An 18,788-nucleotide genomic window follows, 5' to 3' on the forward strand; every position below is an offset into this window, starting at 1 on the left:
ATATAATAAGTAAAATTAAAGTTCCACGTGGAACAAATTAATTTTTTCATCTTCTTTTTGTCTCATTAAAACAGTGTCTTTTTCTGTTTTATCTTTATAACCACAATAATGTAAAACACCGTGAGCCATAACTCTTTTTAACTCGTGCTCAAATGATACATTAAAATCATTAGCGTTATCTTGAACACGTTCAATAGAAATAAAAATATCTCCTTGAATTAGATTAGCTTCTGAGTAATCAAAACTAATAATATCTGTTAAAGTATCATGATTTAAATATTCAATATTTATTTTTAGAAGTTGTTCGTCATTGCAGAAAATGTAATTTATATCTCCTAAGAATTTGCTTTCTGATTTAATTATTGAAGCAATCCATGATTCATAAACATTTTCTTCTTCTAAAACAAAATCTATCTCGTAGTTAAAACTAATCATTGGTCTTGAAATATTGTTGTACTTTTTGATTATAATTCGGTTGCAAAGGTAAACTTTGTCTGTTTAATATTTCTATACTATTTAAATATTCTTTAAATTCTTTTGATAACTCTTTATTAGAACCATTGTAGTCTATAATATTTGATTTAGATTTACGTTTATTATCTTCTCCTTGCTGTTGAATTGCATTTTCTAATTTAAGTAATTCATGTTTTAAATTAAGCATCTTATTCAAGGTCTCGTTCTTAAAACCTTTATTAATTAATTGCTTTTCGATATCTTTCATTTGCTGTAAAGCGTTTTGCCCTAAACCAGACATTCCTTCTTTATCTAAAGCTTTTTGCAATGCATCTCTAAGTTTTTGTTGTTCCTTAATGATATCTAATACTTTTCCAGCATCTCCCTCTTGACCATTTTCTCCTTCACCTTCTCCAGATTTATTTCCATTATCACCATTATTTCCTTCTTTTAAACCAGGCTTTTCTCCTGGTTTATCACCTTCCTTCATTCCTTCTTTCATCTTTTCTCCTAAACCTTCTTGTTTTTTTATAATATCAGGAAGTTGCATTCCTTGACCTTCTCCTTTCTTTGGCTTTCCTGAACCACTTCCTTGCATTTTCATTTGATCACGAACGTTACTTAAAAAATCAGCTAAAGTATTTGCACCAGTTAAAACATATTGTTGATGAGAAGCTCCTTTGTAAATATTATTATCAGCTAACACTTCTAAAGATTTATCTAGATTATAATGTATATTTCCTATTTCATTTAAAATAGTTTCAGTAATCATTGGATTACGTAAAGAGATTGCAAACAAACTATCGTCTATATGTTTAAATTGGTTCTTTAAATCTTGTTGTTCTTTTAAAAGCTTGTTAAATTGTAAAGATTTTATAGCGACTTTCTTAGTTTGATTTAACAATTTCTCTTCATCAAAAGAAAAAGAAAGTAAGTTGTCTAAAATTTGACGTAATAATTTAGCATCTTCTTCCATTTGTTCACTTTCTCCACCAGACATAGACATGGTCATTTTCTGAGCCATTTCCTTCATTTTTTCACCACCTGATTTCTGTTTTTGTTGTGCTTTACTATTGTTTTCTTTTTGTAATTCTTCCTCTGATTTATCTAAATCATTTTGAACATCTTCTTGTTCGTTTTTATCATTCGGAATATCTAAGGGAGATTTTAAATCTTTATTTTCTTTGTCTAAATTCTCTAATTCTTTCTTAATAGCTTCAAATTGTTTAGTTAATTCTTTTTGTTTTTCTAGAGAATTATTCTTGTCTTTAGCTAAATTTTCTTCTTTATTTCCTAGTTCGTTTAATTTCTCGGAGATTTGTTCAGCTTTCTTTTCAACATAAAATCGTTTAGTCAATTCTACTAATTGTTCTAAATTTTTAGTTTGATTTTTACTGTTTTGTTTTAATTTATCAGCTTTTTCAAAAAGCCTGTCTTTCTCTAGTTTCTTAGATAATTCTTCTAATTCTTTAAGAAGCTTTTCATTCTCTTTGGATTGTTTTTCCGCTTCATCTAGACGTCTTATTAATTCCTCTTTATCTTTGTCTAATTCTTTAGGATTAAAATCTTCTAAATTCTCAGAAAGTTTTTTAGTGAATTCTTTCATCATTTCATCTTGTTCTTTTTGATGATTAATGAAATCTTCAACCTTCTTTTGATCTTTAAAATCTAAGTTTGATTTTTCTTTATTTATCTTTTGAAGTTTGTCTAATTCTTTAATTTGCTTGTCTTGATTATGTAATGATTTTTCTAGACTATTAATATTTTCATTCTGTTCTTTTAATAAATTATCTTCTAATTCTGTTTTAGTAAGCTCATAATGTTTAAAAATGGAAGATTTAGTACTTTTGTAGTTATTAATTTGGTCATTATCAAATACTTCAAAATAATATTCATAATTAATTCCTTCTTTTAATTGGATTCCATTTGGAAAACTATAAACAAAACGATCTACGGCTTCTTTATTAATGCTTAAACTATATTTATTTAAAACAGAAGGAATGTTTTTATCATAATAAACTAACTGCAATTTTGATAAACCATAATCATCAGCAATTTGACCAATGATAATTTTTTCTTTAATTCTTAAACTATCAGGAGCAAATTGAGTTGTAATTGTTGGAAATTGATCTTTTATAATATTAATTTGATATTGTAATCTTTCAAAATTAGAAATATTAGAATTAGAAGTTACAATTTCATAATTAGTGGCATTATTTACTCGCATTGAATAAGTGAAAAGATTATCTGAACTCTTAAAAGAATTACTTTTTGAAGCAGAAATAAAATCAATTTCTGAAGTAGAAGATGAAGCAATTTTCCAATTAATTAAAGTTCCTTCAGGTACAATAGCATTTCCAGAACCTTCAATAATTTCTGCATTTTTCTTTAAATAAGAAGGGTATTGCAAAAACATCTGGAAATTTGAAATAGATGGAACATCAATAACTTTTAAAATATGTTCTTTACTAACAATATTATTTGATTGTAAATAAAAACTGATATTAGTACTTACATTTTTAAAAGTAAAATTAAAAAAACCATTACCTCTATTTTCTAAAAAATATTCTTCATCTCCAATTACTATAGAAGCATTTTCTGGAACAATAGTCCCAATTGTTTTTACTGTTAAAGTAAAATCATTATTCTGTTGGGTTGATAATTTATCATTAATGATTACAAATTGGAATGGAGCGGGAGGAATGTATTGTGTTTGAAAATGAACTACTCTATCAAAACTATTAGAGATAATATTAGAGTTACCTGAAATAAAAAATAATACTAAGAGTAAAACAGGAACTATTACATAAGGCAAGAACTTTTTATTATTTGAAAAAGAAATAGCGTTTGAAAAAGGTATTGGTTTTAAATTATTTGCTTTTTGTTCTATAGAAGCAATCGCTAATTCAGAAGGAGTTTCAATAGAAGATAATTGCAAAAAATTTAAAAGAGAATCCTTAACATCATCAAAATGATCACCAATAATTTTAGAAGCTTCCTTATAATTTAAACCATGAGTTAATTTGAATAGTTTAAAAAGTGGAAAACAAATAAAACGAAATAATAAATACAATTCAACTAAAACGAATAACCAAAAAAGTAACGTTCTACCAATAATAGATAACCAAAGAAAATGTTCAATTAATAGAGTAAGGATAAAGTACAAGAGTCCTAAACCAATAAAAAGCAACGTTCCCTTTATTAATTCATTATAATAGAATTTTTTTATAAATAATTCGAGCTTACTGTAAATAATAGATTTTGCTTCCAATGTAACAAGAGTTTATAACCGATAAATTTACAAAAATTTAATTTTCAAACTGTTAATATTAATCAAATTAAAAATAACAAAATTTATTTATAATTTAAAAACATGAACTTAGATTGGTATTGTATCTTTGCTTAATATATTTTAAACAAAATTAAAATCAATTTTTTAAGAAATGTCAAAACCAGTTAGAGTACGATTTGCTCCAAGTCCAACAGGTCCATTACACATAGGTGGTGTAAGAACGGCTTTATTTAATTATTTATTTGCTAAAAAAAATGGTGGTACTTTCTATATACGAATAGAAGATACAGATCAAACCCGTTTTGTAGCCGAAGCTGAATCTTATATATTTGAAGCTTTAGAATGGTTAGGAATTGCACCTGATGAAACCATTGGAAAAAATGAAAAATTTGGTCCTTATAGACAAAGTGAAAGAAAAGATATTTACAAACAATATGCTGATCAATTAGTAAATTCAGGTTGGGCATATTATGCTTTTGATACAGCAGAAAAACTAGATGAATTAAGAAAAGAAGCAGAAGCTAATAAAAAAACATTTATTTATAATCATACTGTTAGAGAAACTTTAGATACATCCTTATTATTATCAAAAGAAGAAACAGAAAAAAGAATAGCAAATGGAGAACATTATGTTATTCGATTTAAAACACCAGTAAATGAGGTTTTAGAAATTGAAGATATTATACGTGGAACAGTAAAATTTGATACCAATCTTTTAGATGATAAAGTATTATTTAAAAGTGATGGAATGCCTACTTATCATTTGGCAAATATTGTAGATGATCATTTAATGGAAACTTCACATGTAATACGTGGAGAAGAATGGTTGCCAAGTGTTCCCTTACATTATTTATTATATAAAGCTTTTGAATGGGATGCACCACAATTTGCACATTTACCATTAATATTGAAACCTGTAGGAAACGGAAAATTATCAAAACGTGATGGAGATAAAATGGGCTTTCCAGTATTTCCTCTTGAATGGAAAACCGCAGAAGGAACCTCTATGGGTTACAGAGAAAACGGATTTTTCCCTGAGGCTGTAGTTAATTTTTTAGCCTTATTAGGTTGGAATGATGGAACAGAACAAGAAATTTTTTCTTTAGAAGAACTAATAGAAAAGTTTGATTTAAACCGAATTCATAAAGCAGGAGCGAAGTTTGATCCCGATAAAAATAAGTGGTTCAATCATCAGTATTTACAAAAACAAAATGATGAGCATTTAGCTGAGTTGTTTAAAATTGAATTGGATAAAAAAGAAATTTCAACTTCACTTGACTTAACAAAAATTGTTTCATTAGTAAAAGAGCGTGCTAATTTCGTTACAGAATTATACGATTTATCAGATTATTTTTTTGAAGCACCAACTTCCTATGATGAGAAATCGTCCAAAAACTGGAAAGAAGAAACTCCTGAATTAATGCAAAAAGTGATAGAGGAATTAAATAAAATAGAAGATTTCATTTCAACAAACATAGAAACTGTTTTAAAAGAATGGATGACAATAAATGAAATAGGAATGGGGAAAGTAATGCAACCGCTTCGTTTAAGTCTTGTAGGAGCTTTAAAAGGACCTCATTTATTTGATATTATTGAAATGATTGGTAAGGAAGAAACAGTCAAAAGGATAGAGAAAGCAATTGAAACTTTATAAAACAAGAAACCCAGCGATTTGCTGGGTTTTCTCTTAAAGATAAAAAGTAATCATACCACTTAGAATTCCATAATTAGCTTTGAATTTTTTGTCTCCATTTAATAATTTTAAATCGTCCTTTTTATTTAAATTATTCATAAAATTATTAACTCCATACTGATAAGCCACATGTAAACGCACATTTTTTATTCCAGCAGTAATTCCAGCATAAATATTTCCATTTATTTTGGTAACATCCACAATATCATTTGCTGTTAATAGAGGGCTATCCTTTAGAAACTTCAATTTATCTTTTTCATCAATACCTAATTTTCCATTCACTTGAAGTACGGGTCCAATTTCAACAGTCAAATGATTTTCAATAATCATATAACTACCAGTTAAAAAAACTTGCACTCCAGATAAAGTATACTTAATATCTTCAGCTCCTACTAATGGTTGCAAAGAAAAATTACTTTGAGTAAAGTGCATTCCAAAAGCCATTTGCCAGTCATTATAATAATTTCCTCTTAAAGAAAAACCAGCAGTCCAACCCATTTCTGGTTTTGCATTAAATTGATCAGAGAACAAATCCATTTGGGTTATACCACCCGAAATACCAATCTGGTTGCTATCTCTTCTCCCATATTGAGCGTGAATAGTGAAACAAAAAAATAGGGTTAATAAACAAATAATTTTTTTCATGTTATAAATTTTTAATAAAATTAAGGTTATTAATTAAATCGTGTAACTTTTTTCGATAAAAAGCGTATAATAACTATAAACCAATTAAACATTCATTATGAATCCCATTTTAATTATTTTCCTTGTTATAGGATTATTCATTTTATTAAGTTCATTCTTTACTGTAAAACAACAAACTGCTGCAATTATAGAGCGCTTTGGTAAATATGCAAGTACTAGAACTTCTGGATTGCAATTAAAAGTTCCAGTTGTAGATAGAATTGCTGGAAAAGTTAATTTAAGAATTCAACAATTAGACGTTATTATTGAAACAAAAACAAAGGATAACGTTTTTGTTAAACTAAAAGTTTCTGTTCAATTTAAAGTATTACAAGAAAAAGTGTATGAAGCTTTTTACAAATTAGAATATCCTCATGATCAAATTACTTCTTATGTATTTGATGTAGTACGCGCAGAAGTTCCAAAATTAAAGTTAGATGATGTTTTTGAAAGAAAAGATGATATTGCTGTAGCTGTAAAAAGAGAATTGAACGAAGCGATGTCTACTTATGGATATGATATCATCAATACGTTAATTACAGATATTGATCCAGATATTCAAGTTAAAAATGCTATGAACCGTATTAACGCTGCTGATCGTGAAAAAACTGCTGCTGAATATGAAGCAGAAGCTGGAAGAATCAGAATTGTGGCAAAAGCCAAAGCAGAAGCAGAAAGTAAAAGATTACAAGGGCAAGGTATTGCAGACCAAAGAAGAGAAATTGCTCGAGGTTTAGTAGAATCAGTTGATGTACTGAATAGAGTAGGTATTAATTCTCAAGAAGCTTCTGCACTAATAGTTGTTACTCAACACTATGATACACTTCAAGCTATCGGTGCAGATACAAATTCAAACTTAATTTTATTACCTAACTCTCCACAAGCTGGTAGTGAAATGTTAAATAACATGGTAGCTAGCTTTACAGCGAGTAACCAAGTGGGAGAAGCTATGAAAAAAGCAAATAGCAATAAAAGAATAAAATCTGGTAAAAAAGATATTTTTGGAGGAACAGAAGAAAATGAATCTGAAGAATAGATATTAAATTCTAAAAAAAATTCTTAACGACTACTTTGAAAAAAGTGGTCGTTTTTTTATAATCTACTTTTTAAATCATTAAACAAAAAAACTATAAATTAAAAAAAATGCTTTTTAAACTTTAAATAAAATAAAAAATAAAAATATTCTTTTTCATCCTTTAAAAAATGTAAAAATTAAATATTTTTTTATTAAAACTTAAAATAAAGCTATTTAAACAATTATTAAAGTATATAATATAAAAATACTAAGGGTAAAAAATAAAATAGATTTAAAACAAGATATGAAAGTTAATTTTAAAAGTAAAAATCTATTATTTTTATAAAACTAATAGATTTTTTATATAATTATCATTTACTATAAATTATAAAATAAACATCAGATAAAACTATTTAAATAAAAAGACTGCTAGATTTTTATTTAGCAGTCTTTTTTATTTAATGGGATAAAATTATTGAACACTAACTTTTGCCCAAGTATCACGTAAACCAACTGTTTTGTTAAAAACTAATTTTTCAGGTGTTGAATCTCTATCCACACAGAAATAACCTAAACGTTGAAATTGAAAATGATCTAATTCATTAGCGCTTTGTAAACTTGGTTCCACAAAACCAGTAATTACCTCTAATGAATTTGGATTAATATATTCTTTAAAATCAACATCTTTATTTCCATCAGGATTTTCATGTGTAAATAAACGATCATAAACACGAACTTCAGCTTCAATAGCATGATTAACCGAAACCCAGTGAATAGTTCCTTTTACTTTTCTTTTACTTGCTTCAGTTCCACTTCCAGACTTTGAATCTACATCATAAGTACAATGAATTTCAGTAATATTTCCTTTTGAATCTTTTATAACAGATTCACCTTTTATGATATAAGCGTTTTTTAAACGAACTTCTGTTCCTAATGTTAATCTAAAGAATTTCTTATGTGCTTCTTCTTGAAAATCTTCTCTTTCTATATATAATTCTTTAGAAAAAGGCAATTGACGATAAGTCATTACTTCATCTTCAGGATTATTTTCTGCTTCTAAAAACTCTTCTTTTCCATCTGGATAATTAGTAATTACCAATTTTACTGGATTTAAAACAGCCATTACACGTGGTGCTACTTTGTTTAAATCTTCACGAACACAAAAATCTAATAATGAAACATCTATTAAATTATCTCTTTTAGCAATCCCAATTGTATTTGCAAAATTACGAATAGCTGTTGCTGTAATACCTCTTCTTCTCATTCCTGAAATGGTACTCATACGAGGGTCATCCCAACCCGTAACATGCCTTTCTTCCACTAATTGTAATAATTTACGCTTAGAAACAACTGTGTGGGAAAGATTTCTACGAGCAAATTCACGTTGTTTTGGTCTAACCTTAGAATCATCATAAATTTGATTTAAAAACCAATCGTATAATTCTCTGTGAGGTAAAAATTCAAGCGTACAAAATGAGTGCGATACTTGTTCTAAATAATCACTTTCACCATGAGCCCAATCATACATTGGATAAATACACCAATCATTACCTGTTCTATGATGATGTGCGTGCATAATACGATAAATAATTGGATCACGCATTAGCATGTTATTAGCATTCATTGATATTTTAGCACGTAAAACATGGGCACCTTTTTCAAATTCTCCATTTTTCATACGCTCAAACAAATCCAAATTCTCTTCAATAGAACGATTTCTATAGGGAGAATCTGTTCCAGGAGTTGTTGGAGTCCCTTTTTGAGTCGCCATTTCTTCAGAAGACTGACTGTCTACATAAGCTTTATCTTTTTGAATCAAAAGAACTGCCCAATCATATAATTGTTGAAAATAATCAGAAGCATAACATTCTTTTTCCCAAGAATAACCTAACCATTCAACATCTCTTTTGATAGCATCTACAAATTCTTGTTCTTCTTTTGAAGGATTTGTATCGTCAAAACGAAGGTTAACTGGAGCTTTATAATCGATTCCAAGACCAAAATTCAAACAAATAGCACTAGCATGACCTATATGTAAATATCCATTAGGTTCTGGTGGAAAACGAAAACGTAATTTATCTTGGGATAACCCTTTTTTTAAATCTTCTTCAATGATTTGCTCTATAAAATTCAATGATTTTTCTTCCGTTGACATAATAATTTTCAATGTTTTGACAAAGATAGAAAATGTTTAATTGTTTAAAGTTTAAAGTTGTTTAAAAGTTAAAAAAACATCCTAACTTTGAACTTAAAATAGAAAATTAAACAATATGGGAACTATCATACTACAAAATATTCGCACGTATTCTTATCATGGATGCTTAATTGAAGAAGGAAAAATAGGAAGTGATTACAAAGTGGATTTAGAAATAAAAACTAATTTAAAGAAATCAGCTAAAACAGATGAATTACATGATACAGTTGATTATGTAGATTTAAATCGAATTGTAGTAGAAGAAATGGCTATTAGAGCTAAATTATTAGAACATGTAGCCCAACGTATTATGGATAGAGTATTGAAAGAAATACCTACTGTTACTAAAGTAAAAATTGGAGTATCAAAACTAAATCCACCTATTGGTGGTGATGTGGAAGCCGTGACTATATGGATGCAACAGAAAAGATAATTTTTTTATTAAAACCTTAAAAAACAGAAAAATAGTACACAAAAGAGAAATATTTGGAATTTGTTTTTTGAATATTGAAATTTTTATATCTATATTTGCACACCTAAGAAAGGGCGTCGTGGCCGAGCGGCTAGGCACCGGTCTGCAAAACCGTCTACTCCGGTTCGAATCCGGACGATGCCTCTAAAACCTCCAAGTAAACTTGGAGGTTTTTTTATGTTTAAGAATTATGATCTTAATCAATTATTTTAAATTCGATTGGAGCAGTCTTACAAATCATAGCTTTTATATTATGATCAAATTTTGTAACCAAAATAACAAATCTAGATCCCTTTTTATATTTATTTAAAATATTAAATATTTCATCATTAATAGTATTGCCAATTACTTCAATATTTTTTCTCTTTTTACTTAAAGGAATAATACTGAACTCTTTTATAGTAAATTCAAAATCTAATAATCTATCAGCAAAATCCATTGATAAAGTAGCATTTTTTAAGTCATTTCTTGATAACTCGATAAGACAACCTTCACAATCATTATCATTAATCATAACTATTGGACCTCTAATATCTTTTATTCTAAAAAATATACTTTCATAAACAATAGAATCATTATTTAGAGTAATTTCTAATTTAACTTCAGTTTGTAAACCTTTATCTGGAAATAAATAATATTTATTTTCACTTCTCTTTTCTAAACCTAAACCATTTGCTTTAAATAATTTAGCATTTGGAACATATATTGTAATAGGGTTTTTTAGACCTCTATAAACAACATTTTCAACTTGTTCATTTTTAACAAAAGAATATTTCTTTATTGAACTTTTTAAACTATCTTGTGCAATACTATTCAAACAAAAAAGAAAAGAAATAAGGAATAAAGTAACTTTCATATTTATTCACTTTTAAATAATTCAAATTTCTTTTGTAATTTTTCTTTTTCATTAGGAAATATACCTTGTAATACAAAAAACAGTCCAAAAAGAAGAATAACAATACTGATTACTCTTTTAATTTTATAAATATTTTGAGGAGTTAGTTTGTTTTTTAATTGTTTGGCTAATAATATTTTAGCTACATCAAACAATAAATAAAAAAATAAAATAGCAGCAAAGAAAATTGTAATTCTTTCGGTATTCATATTCATTTTTGGTCCATGAGTTATAATAATCATTAACCAAAAACCTAAAACACCAATATTAATAAAGTTCACTAAAAAACCTTTGAAGAATAAAGCAAAATAATTATTTTTCTGAATATTATCTTCATCTTCAACAATCTCTTGTTGTTTCTTATAGCTTCTTTTTAATAGAATAAAAGACACTAAACCATATCCTAACATAATTAATCCTCCAATTATGAAAAGTGTAGGGTTATCTTTTAATTGTTCTAAAAGCTGATTAGTACTCAAATAAGCAATTAAAATGAATAAAACATCACCAAAAACAATACCTAAATCTATAGTAAAAGCAGCTCGAAAACCTTTGGTAATACTTGTTTCTAATAAAACAAAAAAACCAGGTCCTATAGAAAAAGCTAAAAGCAATCCCCAAGGAATTGCTGATAAAATATCTTGCCACATAAAAGTTTAAAATCGCGTTTAAAAAACGAAGTTAAGTAAAAAAAACTACTTCACTTGTTCTATAGTTCCACCTGCTATCGTTTTCTGGTTAATTTGCTTAGGTTTTCCGTGAATTAAAATAGTTCCACCAGCTCTTACCTTAGCATCTACTAAATCAGTAGCATAAACGTCTGCTTGTCCACCTGCATTTCCTGTAATTGTAGTTTGTTTCGTAATTAAATCTTTAGCTTCGTATTGCGCACCAGAATTTACTAAAATATCTGCATAATCAACATTTCCAGATAATTTTAAAATACTTCCTTGTGAAGCTCTTGCTTTTAACTTATCAACATCTAAATTAATTTTAATCTCAGCTCCTTCTTTAGCAATAATATCAAAAAGTAAACCATCAAAAATTTCATTAGAAGAAACTCTTGAACCTTCATTAGCTTCTATCGCATCGATTGATGTATAATAAACGGTAGCTGAAATATTATCGCCTTGTAATAAATTCCCAAAGCTCATTCTAATTTTAAGTTCACCACTTTTATTGACTAATTCAACATCTTCTTTTTTATCTCCTTTTAAAACTACTTTATTTTCAGTACTTTTTATTAAATAAACATCAATTTTATCAAAAGCGGTTACTTTTGAAAATTCTCCAACTTGCTTTTCTACTTGAGAAAAACCAAATGCACTTATAAATAATAAACTATAAACTAATTTTTTCATGTTTCTATTTTTAAAACTAATTACTATTCACTAACAACTAATTACTTAAAATTATTCTTTCTTTTTTATATACCAAAAATCCAATTGTTTCTTTACTAAATCAGCATTTTTGACTTTGACATACACTTCGTCTCCTAATTGTAAAATATTCTTTGAAACTTCACCTACTAAAGCATATTGTTTGTCATCAAACGTGTAATAATCATCTTTTATTTCGCGAATACGACACATTCCTTCACATTTATTTTCGATAATTTCCACATAAATTCCCCATTCAGTTACACCAGAAATTACACCTAAAAATTCTTCATCTTTATGATCTTGCATGTATTTCACTTGCATATATTTGATAGAATCTCTTTCTGCTTGAGCTGCTAAATTTTCCATATCTGAAGAATGACGACATTTTTCTTCATATGTTTCTTCATCAACACTTTTTCCTCCATCTAAATAATATTGTAACAAACGGTGTGCCATAACATCTGGATAACGACGAATTGGTGATGTAAAATGACTATAATAATCAAAAGCCAATCCGTAATGACCAATGTTTTCAGTAGAATAGACTGCTTTACTCATGGTTCTTATCGCTAAAGTATCTACTAAATTTTGTTCTTTTTTTCCATTAACATCTTGCATTAATTGGTTTAAAGATTTAGAAATATCATTTTTGTTACGTAAATCTAATTTGTATCCAAATTTTGAAATTAAAGCCTGAAGATTGAATAACTTATCTTCATTTGGTTCATCATGAATACGATAAATAAAAGTTTTCTTCTGTTTACCAATAAATTCTGCTACTTTTCTATTGGCTAATAACATGAATTCTTCAATTAAATGATTAGCATCTTTTGAAACTTTGAAATAAACTCCTGTAGGTTCAGCTTCTTCATTTAAGTTAAATTTTACTTCTACTTTATCAAAAGAAATAGCGCCACTTGCCATTCTTTTTCTACGAAGTATTTTTGCTAATTCATCCATTTTTAAAGTAGCCTCTACAATTGCTTGAGGTGCTTTGTATTCTTTTCCAGTTAAAGAAATTTCTGCTGGAATTGTATCACTTTTGCTTTCAATAATACTTTGTGCTTCTTCATAAGCAAAACGTTGATCACTATAAATAATCGTTCTACCAAACCAAGAATTCATGATTTCTGCTTTTTGATTTAATTCAAAAACAGCTGAAAAAGTATATTTTTCTTCATGAGGTCGTAGCGAACAAGCAAAATTAGATAATACTTCAGGTAACATTGGCACTACTCTATCAACTAAATAAACTGATGTAGCTCTATCATAAGCTTCTTTATCTAATATTGTATCTTCTTTTAAATAATGGGAAACATCAGCAATATGAACTCCTATTTCATAATTTCCATTTTCTAACACTTGAAACGATAAAGCATCATCAAAATCTTTAGCATCTTTTGGATCAATTGTAAACGTCAAAACCTCTCTCATGTCTCTACGTTTTGCAATTTCTTCTGGAGTAATGGAAGTATCTATTTTATTAGCATAAGCTTCTACTTCGATAGGAAAATCATAAGGTAAACCATATTCTGCTAAAATTGCATGAATTTCTGTATTATGCTCTCCTGGTTTTCCTAATACTTTTATTACGGAACCAAAAGGTGAATCGGCTTTTTTAGGCCAATCTTCCATATTCACTAGAACCACATCTCCATGTTCAGCTCCATTTATTTTTCCTTTCGGAATAAAAATATCAGTGTACATTTTAGCATTGGTTGTGGTAACAAAAGCAAAGTTTTTTTGAATATCAATTACACCAACAAATTCTGTTTTAGCTCTTTCTAATATTTCTAAAACTTCAGCTTCAGGTTTACGAGAACTTCTTCTGTTATAAATATATGCTTTAACTTTATCATTGTCTAAAGCATGATTCAAATTAATAAACGGAACATAAACATCATCTTCTAGTTCATCACAAACAAAATAACCCGATTTTCTCGAAGTCATATCAATAGTTCCTTCATAATATTCTGACTTGGAAATAATTTGATATTTTCCTACTTCAGTTTCATGAATTTTATCTTGTGCTTTTAATAACTTTAAATCTCTTATAATTTCGTTTCGACTTTTGGTATCACTTAATTCTAATGCAGCTGAAATTTGTTTGTAATTAAAGGATTTAGATGGTTCTTTTGAAAGTATTTTAAATATTTGTGCGGTAAAATCTTTATTCTTTTTACCAAATTTTTTTGGTTTCTTACTCATTGTATCTTTTCTAATTAATGTGGAAAGTTACGAAGAAGAAATTAGATGGAAGAATTTAGAATTTAGAATTAATAAAAAAATAACTTATTTGTATCTTTAAACAAATGATTTTCAAATGAAACAATTTATAACAGTTGCAATTTTTAATTTTCCTCATGAAACATTTATTCTAAAAAATCTTTTAGAAAATGAAGGCATTTCTCACTTTTTTGAAAATGAAACGTTAGTTGCTATTGATCCATTTGCTTCTATTGCTTATGGAGGCATCAAATTAAAAGTACATCCAAACGATCTAGAAAGAACAAAAGTAATTTTAGATCGATTTAAAAATGACAATCATTTAAAAATTGTTTAGTTTTAAAATTTTGAAAGTTTTCAACAATTATTATATACAACAAAAAAGATTTAATTAAATTTTAAAAAAATTGATGGTTATGATAGCTTGTTAATATGTAGTATAAGTTTTAGATAATAGCTTTAATTTTTAAGTTTTACATAGTTATACATAGTTATACAATTCTATTAACAGCTCTTTTTTTTAGTAAAGTATTGATTTTTAATTTAGAGACAATTTTGTTTTTTTAGTTATTAACAACTGTTAATTTCTATTTTTGTAACAGTTTTGTAAATAACTTCCATTACTATTTTTGTTAATAACTATGGTTAATAAACTCATAAGTTTGGAATAAAAAAGTAAAACTATTTGTGATTTATACATTCCAATTTTGGATTATAAAAAAAATGCTACGGTTCTTAAAAAACTTCTCTTTTTTTGTCTTTAGTTATTAACATAGTTTGTTAATTTAAGGTTACCTGATTATCAATGGATTGTAAAATACTATTAACAATGGTGTGAATTAACTTTAACTTTATATTTAAGTAACTAAAAATAAAGAGTTTATATAATTCTAATAAATTTAATTAGACAACCAATAAAGAATGTTTACATAAGAACAGTATATTCCTTATTTTTGTAGCAATAAACAACACAACAAGATTATTATGAAAATTTCAATCGGTAACGATCACGCTGGTCCAAATTATAAAAAAGCAATTGTTCAATTTTTAGAAGAACAAGGTCATGAAATTATTAACCATGGAACAGATACTTTTGAAAGTGTAGATTATCCCGATTTTGGTCACGAAGTAGCTTATGACATTCAAATAAAAAATGCTGACCTAGGGATTGTGATTTGTGGTTCAGGAAACGGAATTGCAATGACAGCAAACAAACACCAAGACGTTAGAGCTGCACTTTGCTGGACAAAAGAAATAGCGGAATTGGCTCGTTTACATAATGATGCTAATGTAATTAGTATTCCAGCTCGTTTTACTTCTATAGAACAAGCCGTTCAAATGGTAGAAACTTTTTTAACAACTCCTTTTGAAGGTGGTAGGCATGCTAATAGAGTAAATAAGATTGCTTGTCAATAAATAAGATTAAGATTTTTCGAAAAATCGAAAAATAAAACTTTTGAAAAAGCTATATAATGCCTCACAATCACCATCACAAACATCAAGTAGAAGGAAAAAATTTATTACTTTCTATCATTTTTAATGTCATTATTACTGTTGCTCAAGTGATTGGAGGAATTCTTTCGGGAAGTTTGGCTTTAATATCAGATGCTTTACATAATTTCTCCGATGTTTTATCATTAGTATTTAGTTTTGTTGCTCATAAATTATCAAAAAGAAAAGCTTCTTTAAATCAGACTTTTGGTTTTAAAAGGGCTGAAATTTTAGCTGCTTTTGTAAACGCAGCAACTTTAATAATTGTTGCTTTTATTTTAATTTATGGAGCTATCGAACGCTTATTTCATCCTCATAAGATTGAATCCATATTGGTAATATGGTTAGCTCTTTTAGGAATTATTGTTAATGGATTTTCAGTATTGTTATTAAAAAAAGATGCCCATCATAATATGAATATGAAATCGGCTTATTTGCATTTATTAACCGATATGATGGCTTCAGTAGCGGTATTAATTGGTGGTTTATTAATGTTGTTTTATAAAATTTATTGGATAGATAGCATAATGACTTTCTTAATAGCAATTTATTTGATTATTGTTGGATTCGATTTATTAAAAAAAGCCACAAAAATTCTAATGCTTTTTACACCCGATGACATTGATATTAAAAGTATTGTGAGAGAAGTTCATAAAATAAAAGGAGTAAATAAATTGCATCACATTCATGTATGGTATTTAAATGAAGAAGAGTTACATCTTGAAGCTCATTTAGACTGTTCAGAGGATATAAAAATGAGTGATTTTAATGAATTACTTCATGAAATAGAAGAGCTTCTTTTAGAAAAATTTGATATCAATCACATTAATATTCAACCCGAATTTAAAAAAGAAGATCCAAAAGATTACATCGTACAAGATTAATTTTTCTTATAAAAGTAGTATCTTACCATTATGAGTAACGAGAAACAACAATTAAAAAAAGAATATTTTCCCATAAACGAACAACTTCGAAGTTATCTTGATAAATACAAAAGGTTAACCAAAACAAATGTTTTTTATGACGATTTGTTGCGTTTTCAAGGTGCTATTTCAGTTTTTGATAAAGAAGGAAAAGACACACTTTGGGTTAGGGTGTATTATAACGAATACGAAAGAGCAGAGATAGATAAAAACCTTAAAAAAATATACACGCTTTTACATTCTGATGGTAACGAAAGTAGTTTTGCATTTTTAAATGTCGACCAAATTGATTTTTGCACTTTTGGAAATTCAAAACCTTTTCGGATTAAAGTTAGAAACATCTTAAATGATAATTATACTCATTTTTACATAAAAAAAGCAGATGCTTCCCGAATTTACGGCCTCGAATTAGAACACATTTTATCACCTAATAGAATCAATTATTTAGTCTTTAGAGATACCATTATTGAGGAACATATTGTAGGCATTCCTGGAGATATTTTTATCGAAAACAACCTAAAAGAATGTACCGAACACGAGAAAGCTCAAATTGCCAAACAATTTGTAAAATTTAACGAAAGGTGCATGATTGGTTTATTGGGAGATATGCGTTCTTATAATTTCGTTATTATTCCTATTTATGATTTTGACCAATTGGTTTTTAAAATAAGAGCCATTGATTTTGATCAGCAAAGTTATGAAGGGAGTTTTAAATTGTATAAACCACACCTTTTTAAAGAAAATTTTCAATACAATCAATTAGTTCAAAATAAATTAAGTCAGAGTTCTATCGAACAATATCAAAATGAAGAACGTTCCGTTTTGGTAAAACGATTAAGAGATTCTAAAACGAGAATTCACGATTTATTACAAGCAATGAAATCAACAGCATTAGCACCAAAAGAACATGTTGAGCAATTGGGAAAAGAGATTTATGATTATACGCTTGATGTCAATTTTAAAAAAGCAGATTCAATGGGAGAAATCGTTGAAGCCGCTTTAAATTTCATGAAGAGAAACTTCCGATTTGAAGGAGATGATTAATAAAAATCGTAGTTTAATTAGTATTTTTAGAAGCACAAAAATTGTCCTTCGTTAGAAAATTACACCCGCTATTCGTTCTATCTTTTCTTTTTTTCCTAAAAAAGAAAAGGATGCCACTACTATCGGGGCTATTATAGACGTTTATAATTTCTAGACACCATTTCAATGAAAGTTTAATTTCGGTAAAAAAACTATAAAAAAATGAAAATTGTTGATTTAGCATTTATAAAAACCATTTACACAAAGAGAAAAGAAAATACTCATAAAGGAAATTATGGTCATGCACTTTTAATTGCTGGAAGTTCTAATAAAATGGGAGCGGCTTTAATTGCCTCAAAAGCGTGTCTAAGATCTGGTGTTGGTTTGTTAACGGTTTCCATTCCTAAAGACGAAAAACTGGCTCTACTTACTTTTTTACCAGAAGCTATGATCCATTTTCGAGAGGCTATAACAGATTTTTCAGTATACAATGTAGTAGGAATTGGCCCAGGATTAGAGCAAAATGAATCGGCTCAAAAAGAAGTTTATGCGTCATTATTAAAAGCAAAAGCTCTAGTTATGGATGCAGATGCGTTAAATATTTTGGCCATAAATCAAGATTGGTTCAGTCAATTACCTGTAAATACTATTTTAACACCACATCCTAAAGAATTTGACAGATTGTTTGGTATTCATCATTCAGAAGAAGAAAGAAGAAATACAGCTGCTGAAAAAGCAAAACAATATAATTGTGTACTTGTTTTAAAAGGACATCAAACTTTTATTACAAACGGAACTGATTCTTTTGAAAACACAACTGGAAATTCAGGATTAGCAAAAGGGGGTTCTGGCGATGCTTTAACAGGAATAATCGTCTCTTTTTTAGCACAAAACTACTCACCTATTCAAGCTACTATTTTAGGAGTTTACCTTCATGGATTAGCAGCAGATATCACTTTAAATTCCCAAAGTAATGAAAGTATGTTAATTACAGATGTGATTGAAAATATAGGCCTAGCTTTTAAAAAAATTCAAGAATAAATTA

At 27.8% G+C, this 18,788-nt stretch carries 16 protein-coding genes and 1 tRNA gene; 9 read left to right on the plus strand and 8 right to left on the minus strand.

Going from position 1 to position 18,788, the window contains the following annotated elements; genetic code table 11:
- Window positions 1-15: 15 nt before the first annotated feature.
- Together ybeY and FIA58_RS07775 are read right to left on the minus strand one after the other, a co-directional pair.
- On the minus strand, window positions 16-435 hold the full coding sequence (gene ybeY, locus FIA58_RS07770; RefSeq protein WP_140961860.1) for an rRNA maturation RNase YbeY: 420 nt from the start codon (window positions 433-435) through the stop codon (window positions 16-18).
- The gene (locus tag FIA58_RS07775; protein WP_140961862.1) at window positions 428-3,724 is read right to left on the minus strand and encodes a hypothetical protein; all 3,297 of its coding nucleotides are present in this window, start codon (window positions 3,722-3,724) and stop codon (window positions 428-430) included. The genes ybeY and FIA58_RS07775 overlap by 8 nt, the downstream gene beginning before the upstream one ends.
- Before the next feature lie 172 nt (window positions 3,725-3,896).
- On the opposite strand from FIA58_RS07775, the gene gltX reads away from it, so the two are divergent.
- Complete coding sequence (gltX, locus tag FIA58_RS07780; protein ID WP_140961864.1) at window positions 3,897-5,399, plus strand: glutamate--tRNA ligase; 1,503 nt, start codon at window positions 3,897-3,899, stop codon at window positions 5,397-5,399.
- Between the two features lie 33 nt (window positions 5,400-5,432).
- Here the strand turns inward: gltX and FIA58_RS07785 are convergent, their stop codons facing one another.
- The gene (locus tag FIA58_RS07785) at window positions 5,433-6,083 is read right to left on the minus strand and encodes a PorT family protein (RefSeq protein WP_140961867.1); all 651 of its coding nucleotides are present in this window, start codon (window positions 6,081-6,083) and stop codon (window positions 5,433-5,435) included.
- 97 nt (window positions 6,084-6,180) lie between these two features.
- Here FIA58_RS07785 and FIA58_RS07790 point away from each other — a divergent pair, with 97 nt between their 5' ends.
- A complete protein-coding gene (locus tag FIA58_RS07790; RefSeq protein ID WP_140961869.1) occupies window positions 6,181-7,158 on the plus strand; it encodes an SPFH domain-containing protein in 978 nt (325 codons plus the stop codon).
- A gap of 451 nt (window positions 7,159-7,609) precedes the next feature.
- Here FIA58_RS07790 and FIA58_RS07795 read toward each other — a convergent pair whose 3' ends face one another.
- On the minus strand, window positions 7,610-9,292 hold the full coding sequence (locus FIA58_RS07795) for a glutamine--tRNA ligase/YqeY domain fusion protein (protein ID WP_140961871.1): 1,683 nt from the start codon (window positions 9,290-9,292) through the stop codon (window positions 7,610-7,612).
- A gap of 115 nt (window positions 9,293-9,407) precedes the next feature.
- On the opposite strand from FIA58_RS07795, the gene folB reads away from it, so the two are divergent.
- Entirely contained in the window at window positions 9,408-9,764 is a 357-nt protein-coding gene (gene folB, locus FIA58_RS07800; RefSeq protein ID WP_140961873.1) for a dihydroneopterin aldolase, read from the plus strand.
- 112 nt (window positions 9,765-9,876) lie between these two features.
- Window positions 9,877-9,947, plus strand: a tRNA-Cys gene (locus FIA58_RS07805).
- Window positions 9,948-9,999: 52 nt separating this feature from the next.
- On the opposite strand, the gene FIA58_RS07810 is transcribed toward FIA58_RS07805, so the two are convergent.
- Genes FIA58_RS07810 through rnr form a run of 4 tightly spaced genes read right to left on the minus strand, consistent with a single transcriptional unit; the run spans window position 10,000 to window position 14,288 of the window.
- Window positions 10,000-10,659: a GldM family protein gene (locus tag FIA58_RS07810; RefSeq protein WP_140961875.1), complete on the minus strand. Its 660-nt coding sequence runs from the start codon at window positions 10,657-10,659 to the stop codon at window positions 10,000-10,002.
- A gap of 2 nt (window positions 10,660-10,661) precedes the next feature.
- Window positions 10,662-11,348 carry a LysE family translocator gene (locus FIA58_RS07815; RefSeq protein WP_140961877.1) on the minus strand — a complete coding sequence of 229 codons (687 nt, stop codon included), beginning with the start codon at window positions 11,346-11,348 and terminating at the stop codon, window positions 10,662-10,664.
- 45 nt (window positions 11,349-11,393) lie between these two features.
- Window positions 11,394-12,059: a head GIN domain-containing protein gene (locus FIA58_RS07820; RefSeq protein ID WP_140961880.1), complete on the minus strand. Its 666-nt coding sequence runs from the start codon at window positions 12,057-12,059 to the stop codon at window positions 11,394-11,396.
- A 51-nt stretch (window positions 12,060-12,110) separates the two neighbouring features.
- Window positions 12,111-14,288 carry a ribonuclease R gene (rnr, locus tag FIA58_RS07825; RefSeq protein WP_140961882.1) on the minus strand — a complete coding sequence of 726 codons (2,178 nt, stop codon included), beginning with the start codon at window positions 14,286-14,288 and terminating at the stop codon, window positions 12,111-12,113.
- A 115-nt stretch (window positions 14,289-14,403) separates the two neighbouring features.
- On the opposite strand from rnr, the gene FIA58_RS07830 reads away from it, so the two are divergent.
- The 5 genes from FIA58_RS07830 (at window position 14,404) to FIA58_RS07850 (ending at window position 18,784) form a co-directional block, all read left to right on the plus strand.
- On the plus strand, window positions 14,404-14,643 hold the full coding sequence (locus FIA58_RS07830; RefSeq protein ID WP_140961884.1) for a DUF2007 domain-containing protein: 240 nt from the start codon (window positions 14,404-14,406) through the stop codon (window positions 14,641-14,643).
- Between the two features lie 647 nt (window positions 14,644-15,290).
- On the plus strand, window positions 15,291-15,722 hold the full coding sequence (gene rpiB / locus FIA58_RS07835; RefSeq protein WP_140961886.1) for a ribose 5-phosphate isomerase B: 432 nt from the start codon (window positions 15,291-15,293) through the stop codon (window positions 15,720-15,722).
- A 56-nt stretch (window positions 15,723-15,778) separates the two neighbouring features.
- On the plus strand, window positions 15,779-16,681 hold the full coding sequence (locus FIA58_RS07840) for a cation diffusion facilitator family transporter (RefSeq protein ID WP_140961888.1): 903 nt from the start codon (window positions 15,779-15,781) through the stop codon (window positions 16,679-16,681).
- A gap of 30 nt (window positions 16,682-16,711) precedes the next feature.
- Window positions 16,712-17,764 carry a hypothetical protein gene (locus FIA58_RS07845; RefSeq protein ID WP_140961890.1) on the plus strand — a complete coding sequence of 351 codons (1,053 nt, stop codon included), beginning with the start codon at window positions 16,712-16,714 and terminating at the stop codon, window positions 17,762-17,764.
- Window positions 17,765-17,965: 201 nt separating this feature from the next.
- Window positions 17,966-18,784: an NAD(P)H-hydrate dehydratase gene (locus FIA58_RS07850; protein ID WP_140961892.1), complete on the plus strand. Its 819-nt coding sequence runs from the start codon at window positions 17,966-17,968 to the stop codon at window positions 18,782-18,784.
- The last annotated feature ends 4 nt before the right edge of the window (window positions 18,785-18,788 follow it).

The sequence above is a fragment of the Flavobacterium jejuense genome (genome assembly GCF_006491595.2).
Taxonomy (GTDB): domain Bacteria; phylum Bacteroidota; class Bacteroidia; order Flavobacteriales; family Flavobacteriaceae; genus Flavobacterium; species Flavobacterium jejuense.

What these genes read in the sequence shown, in the direction of transcription:
- ybeY (WP_140961860.1), bottom strand. Translation starts at nt 435, where the DNA reads ATGATTAGTTTTAACTACGAGATAGATTTTGTTTTAGAAGAAGAAAAT.
- gltX (WP_140961864.1), top strand. Translation starts at nt 3,897, where the DNA reads ATGTCAAAACCAGTTAGAGTACGATTTGCTCCAAGTCCAACAGGTCCA.
- FIA58_RS07785 (WP_140961867.1), bottom strand. Translation starts at nt 6,083, where the DNA reads ATGAAAAAAATTATTTGTTTATTAACCCTATTTTTTTGTTTCACTATT.
- FIA58_RS07790 (WP_140961869.1), top strand. Translation starts at nt 6,181, where the DNA reads ATGAATCCCATTTTAATTATTTTCCTTGTTATAGGATTATTCATTTTA.
- FIA58_RS07795 (WP_140961871.1), bottom strand. Translation starts at nt 9,292, where the DNA reads ATGTCAACGGAAGAAAAATCATTGAATTTTATAGAGCAAATCATTGAA.
- folB (WP_140961873.1), top strand. Translation starts at nt 9,408, where the DNA reads ATGGGAACTATCATACTACAAAATATTCGCACGTATTCTTATCATGGA.
- FIA58_RS07810 (WP_140961875.1), bottom strand. Translation starts at nt 10,659, where the DNA reads ATGAAAGTTACTTTATTCCTTATTTCTTTTCTTTTTTGTTTGAATAGT.
- FIA58_RS07815 (WP_140961877.1), bottom strand. Translation starts at nt 11,348, where the DNA reads ATGTGGCAAGATATTTTATCAGCAATTCCTTGGGGATTGCTTTTAGCT.
- FIA58_RS07820 (WP_140961880.1), bottom strand. Translation starts at nt 12,059, where the DNA reads ATGAAAAAATTAGTTTATAGTTTATTATTTATAAGTGCATTTGGTTTT.
- rnr (WP_140961882.1), bottom strand. Translation starts at nt 14,288, where the DNA reads ATGAGTAAGAAACCAAAAAAATTTGGTAAAAAGAATAAAGATTTTACC.
- FIA58_RS07830 (WP_140961884.1), top strand. Translation starts at nt 14,404, where the DNA reads ATGAAACAATTTATAACAGTTGCAATTTTTAATTTTCCTCATGAAACA.
- rpiB (WP_140961886.1), top strand. Translation starts at nt 15,291, where the DNA reads ATGAAAATTTCAATCGGTAACGATCACGCTGGTCCAAATTATAAAAAA.
- FIA58_RS07840 (WP_140961888.1), top strand. Translation starts at nt 15,779, where the DNA reads ATGCCTCACAATCACCATCACAAACATCAAGTAGAAGGAAAAAATTTA.
- FIA58_RS07845 (WP_140961890.1), top strand. Translation starts at nt 16,712, where the DNA reads ATGAGTAACGAGAAACAACAATTAAAAAAAGAATATTTTCCCATAAAC.
- FIA58_RS07850 (WP_140961892.1), top strand. Translation starts at nt 17,966, where the DNA reads ATGAAAATTGTTGATTTAGCATTTATAAAAACCATTTACACAAAGAGA.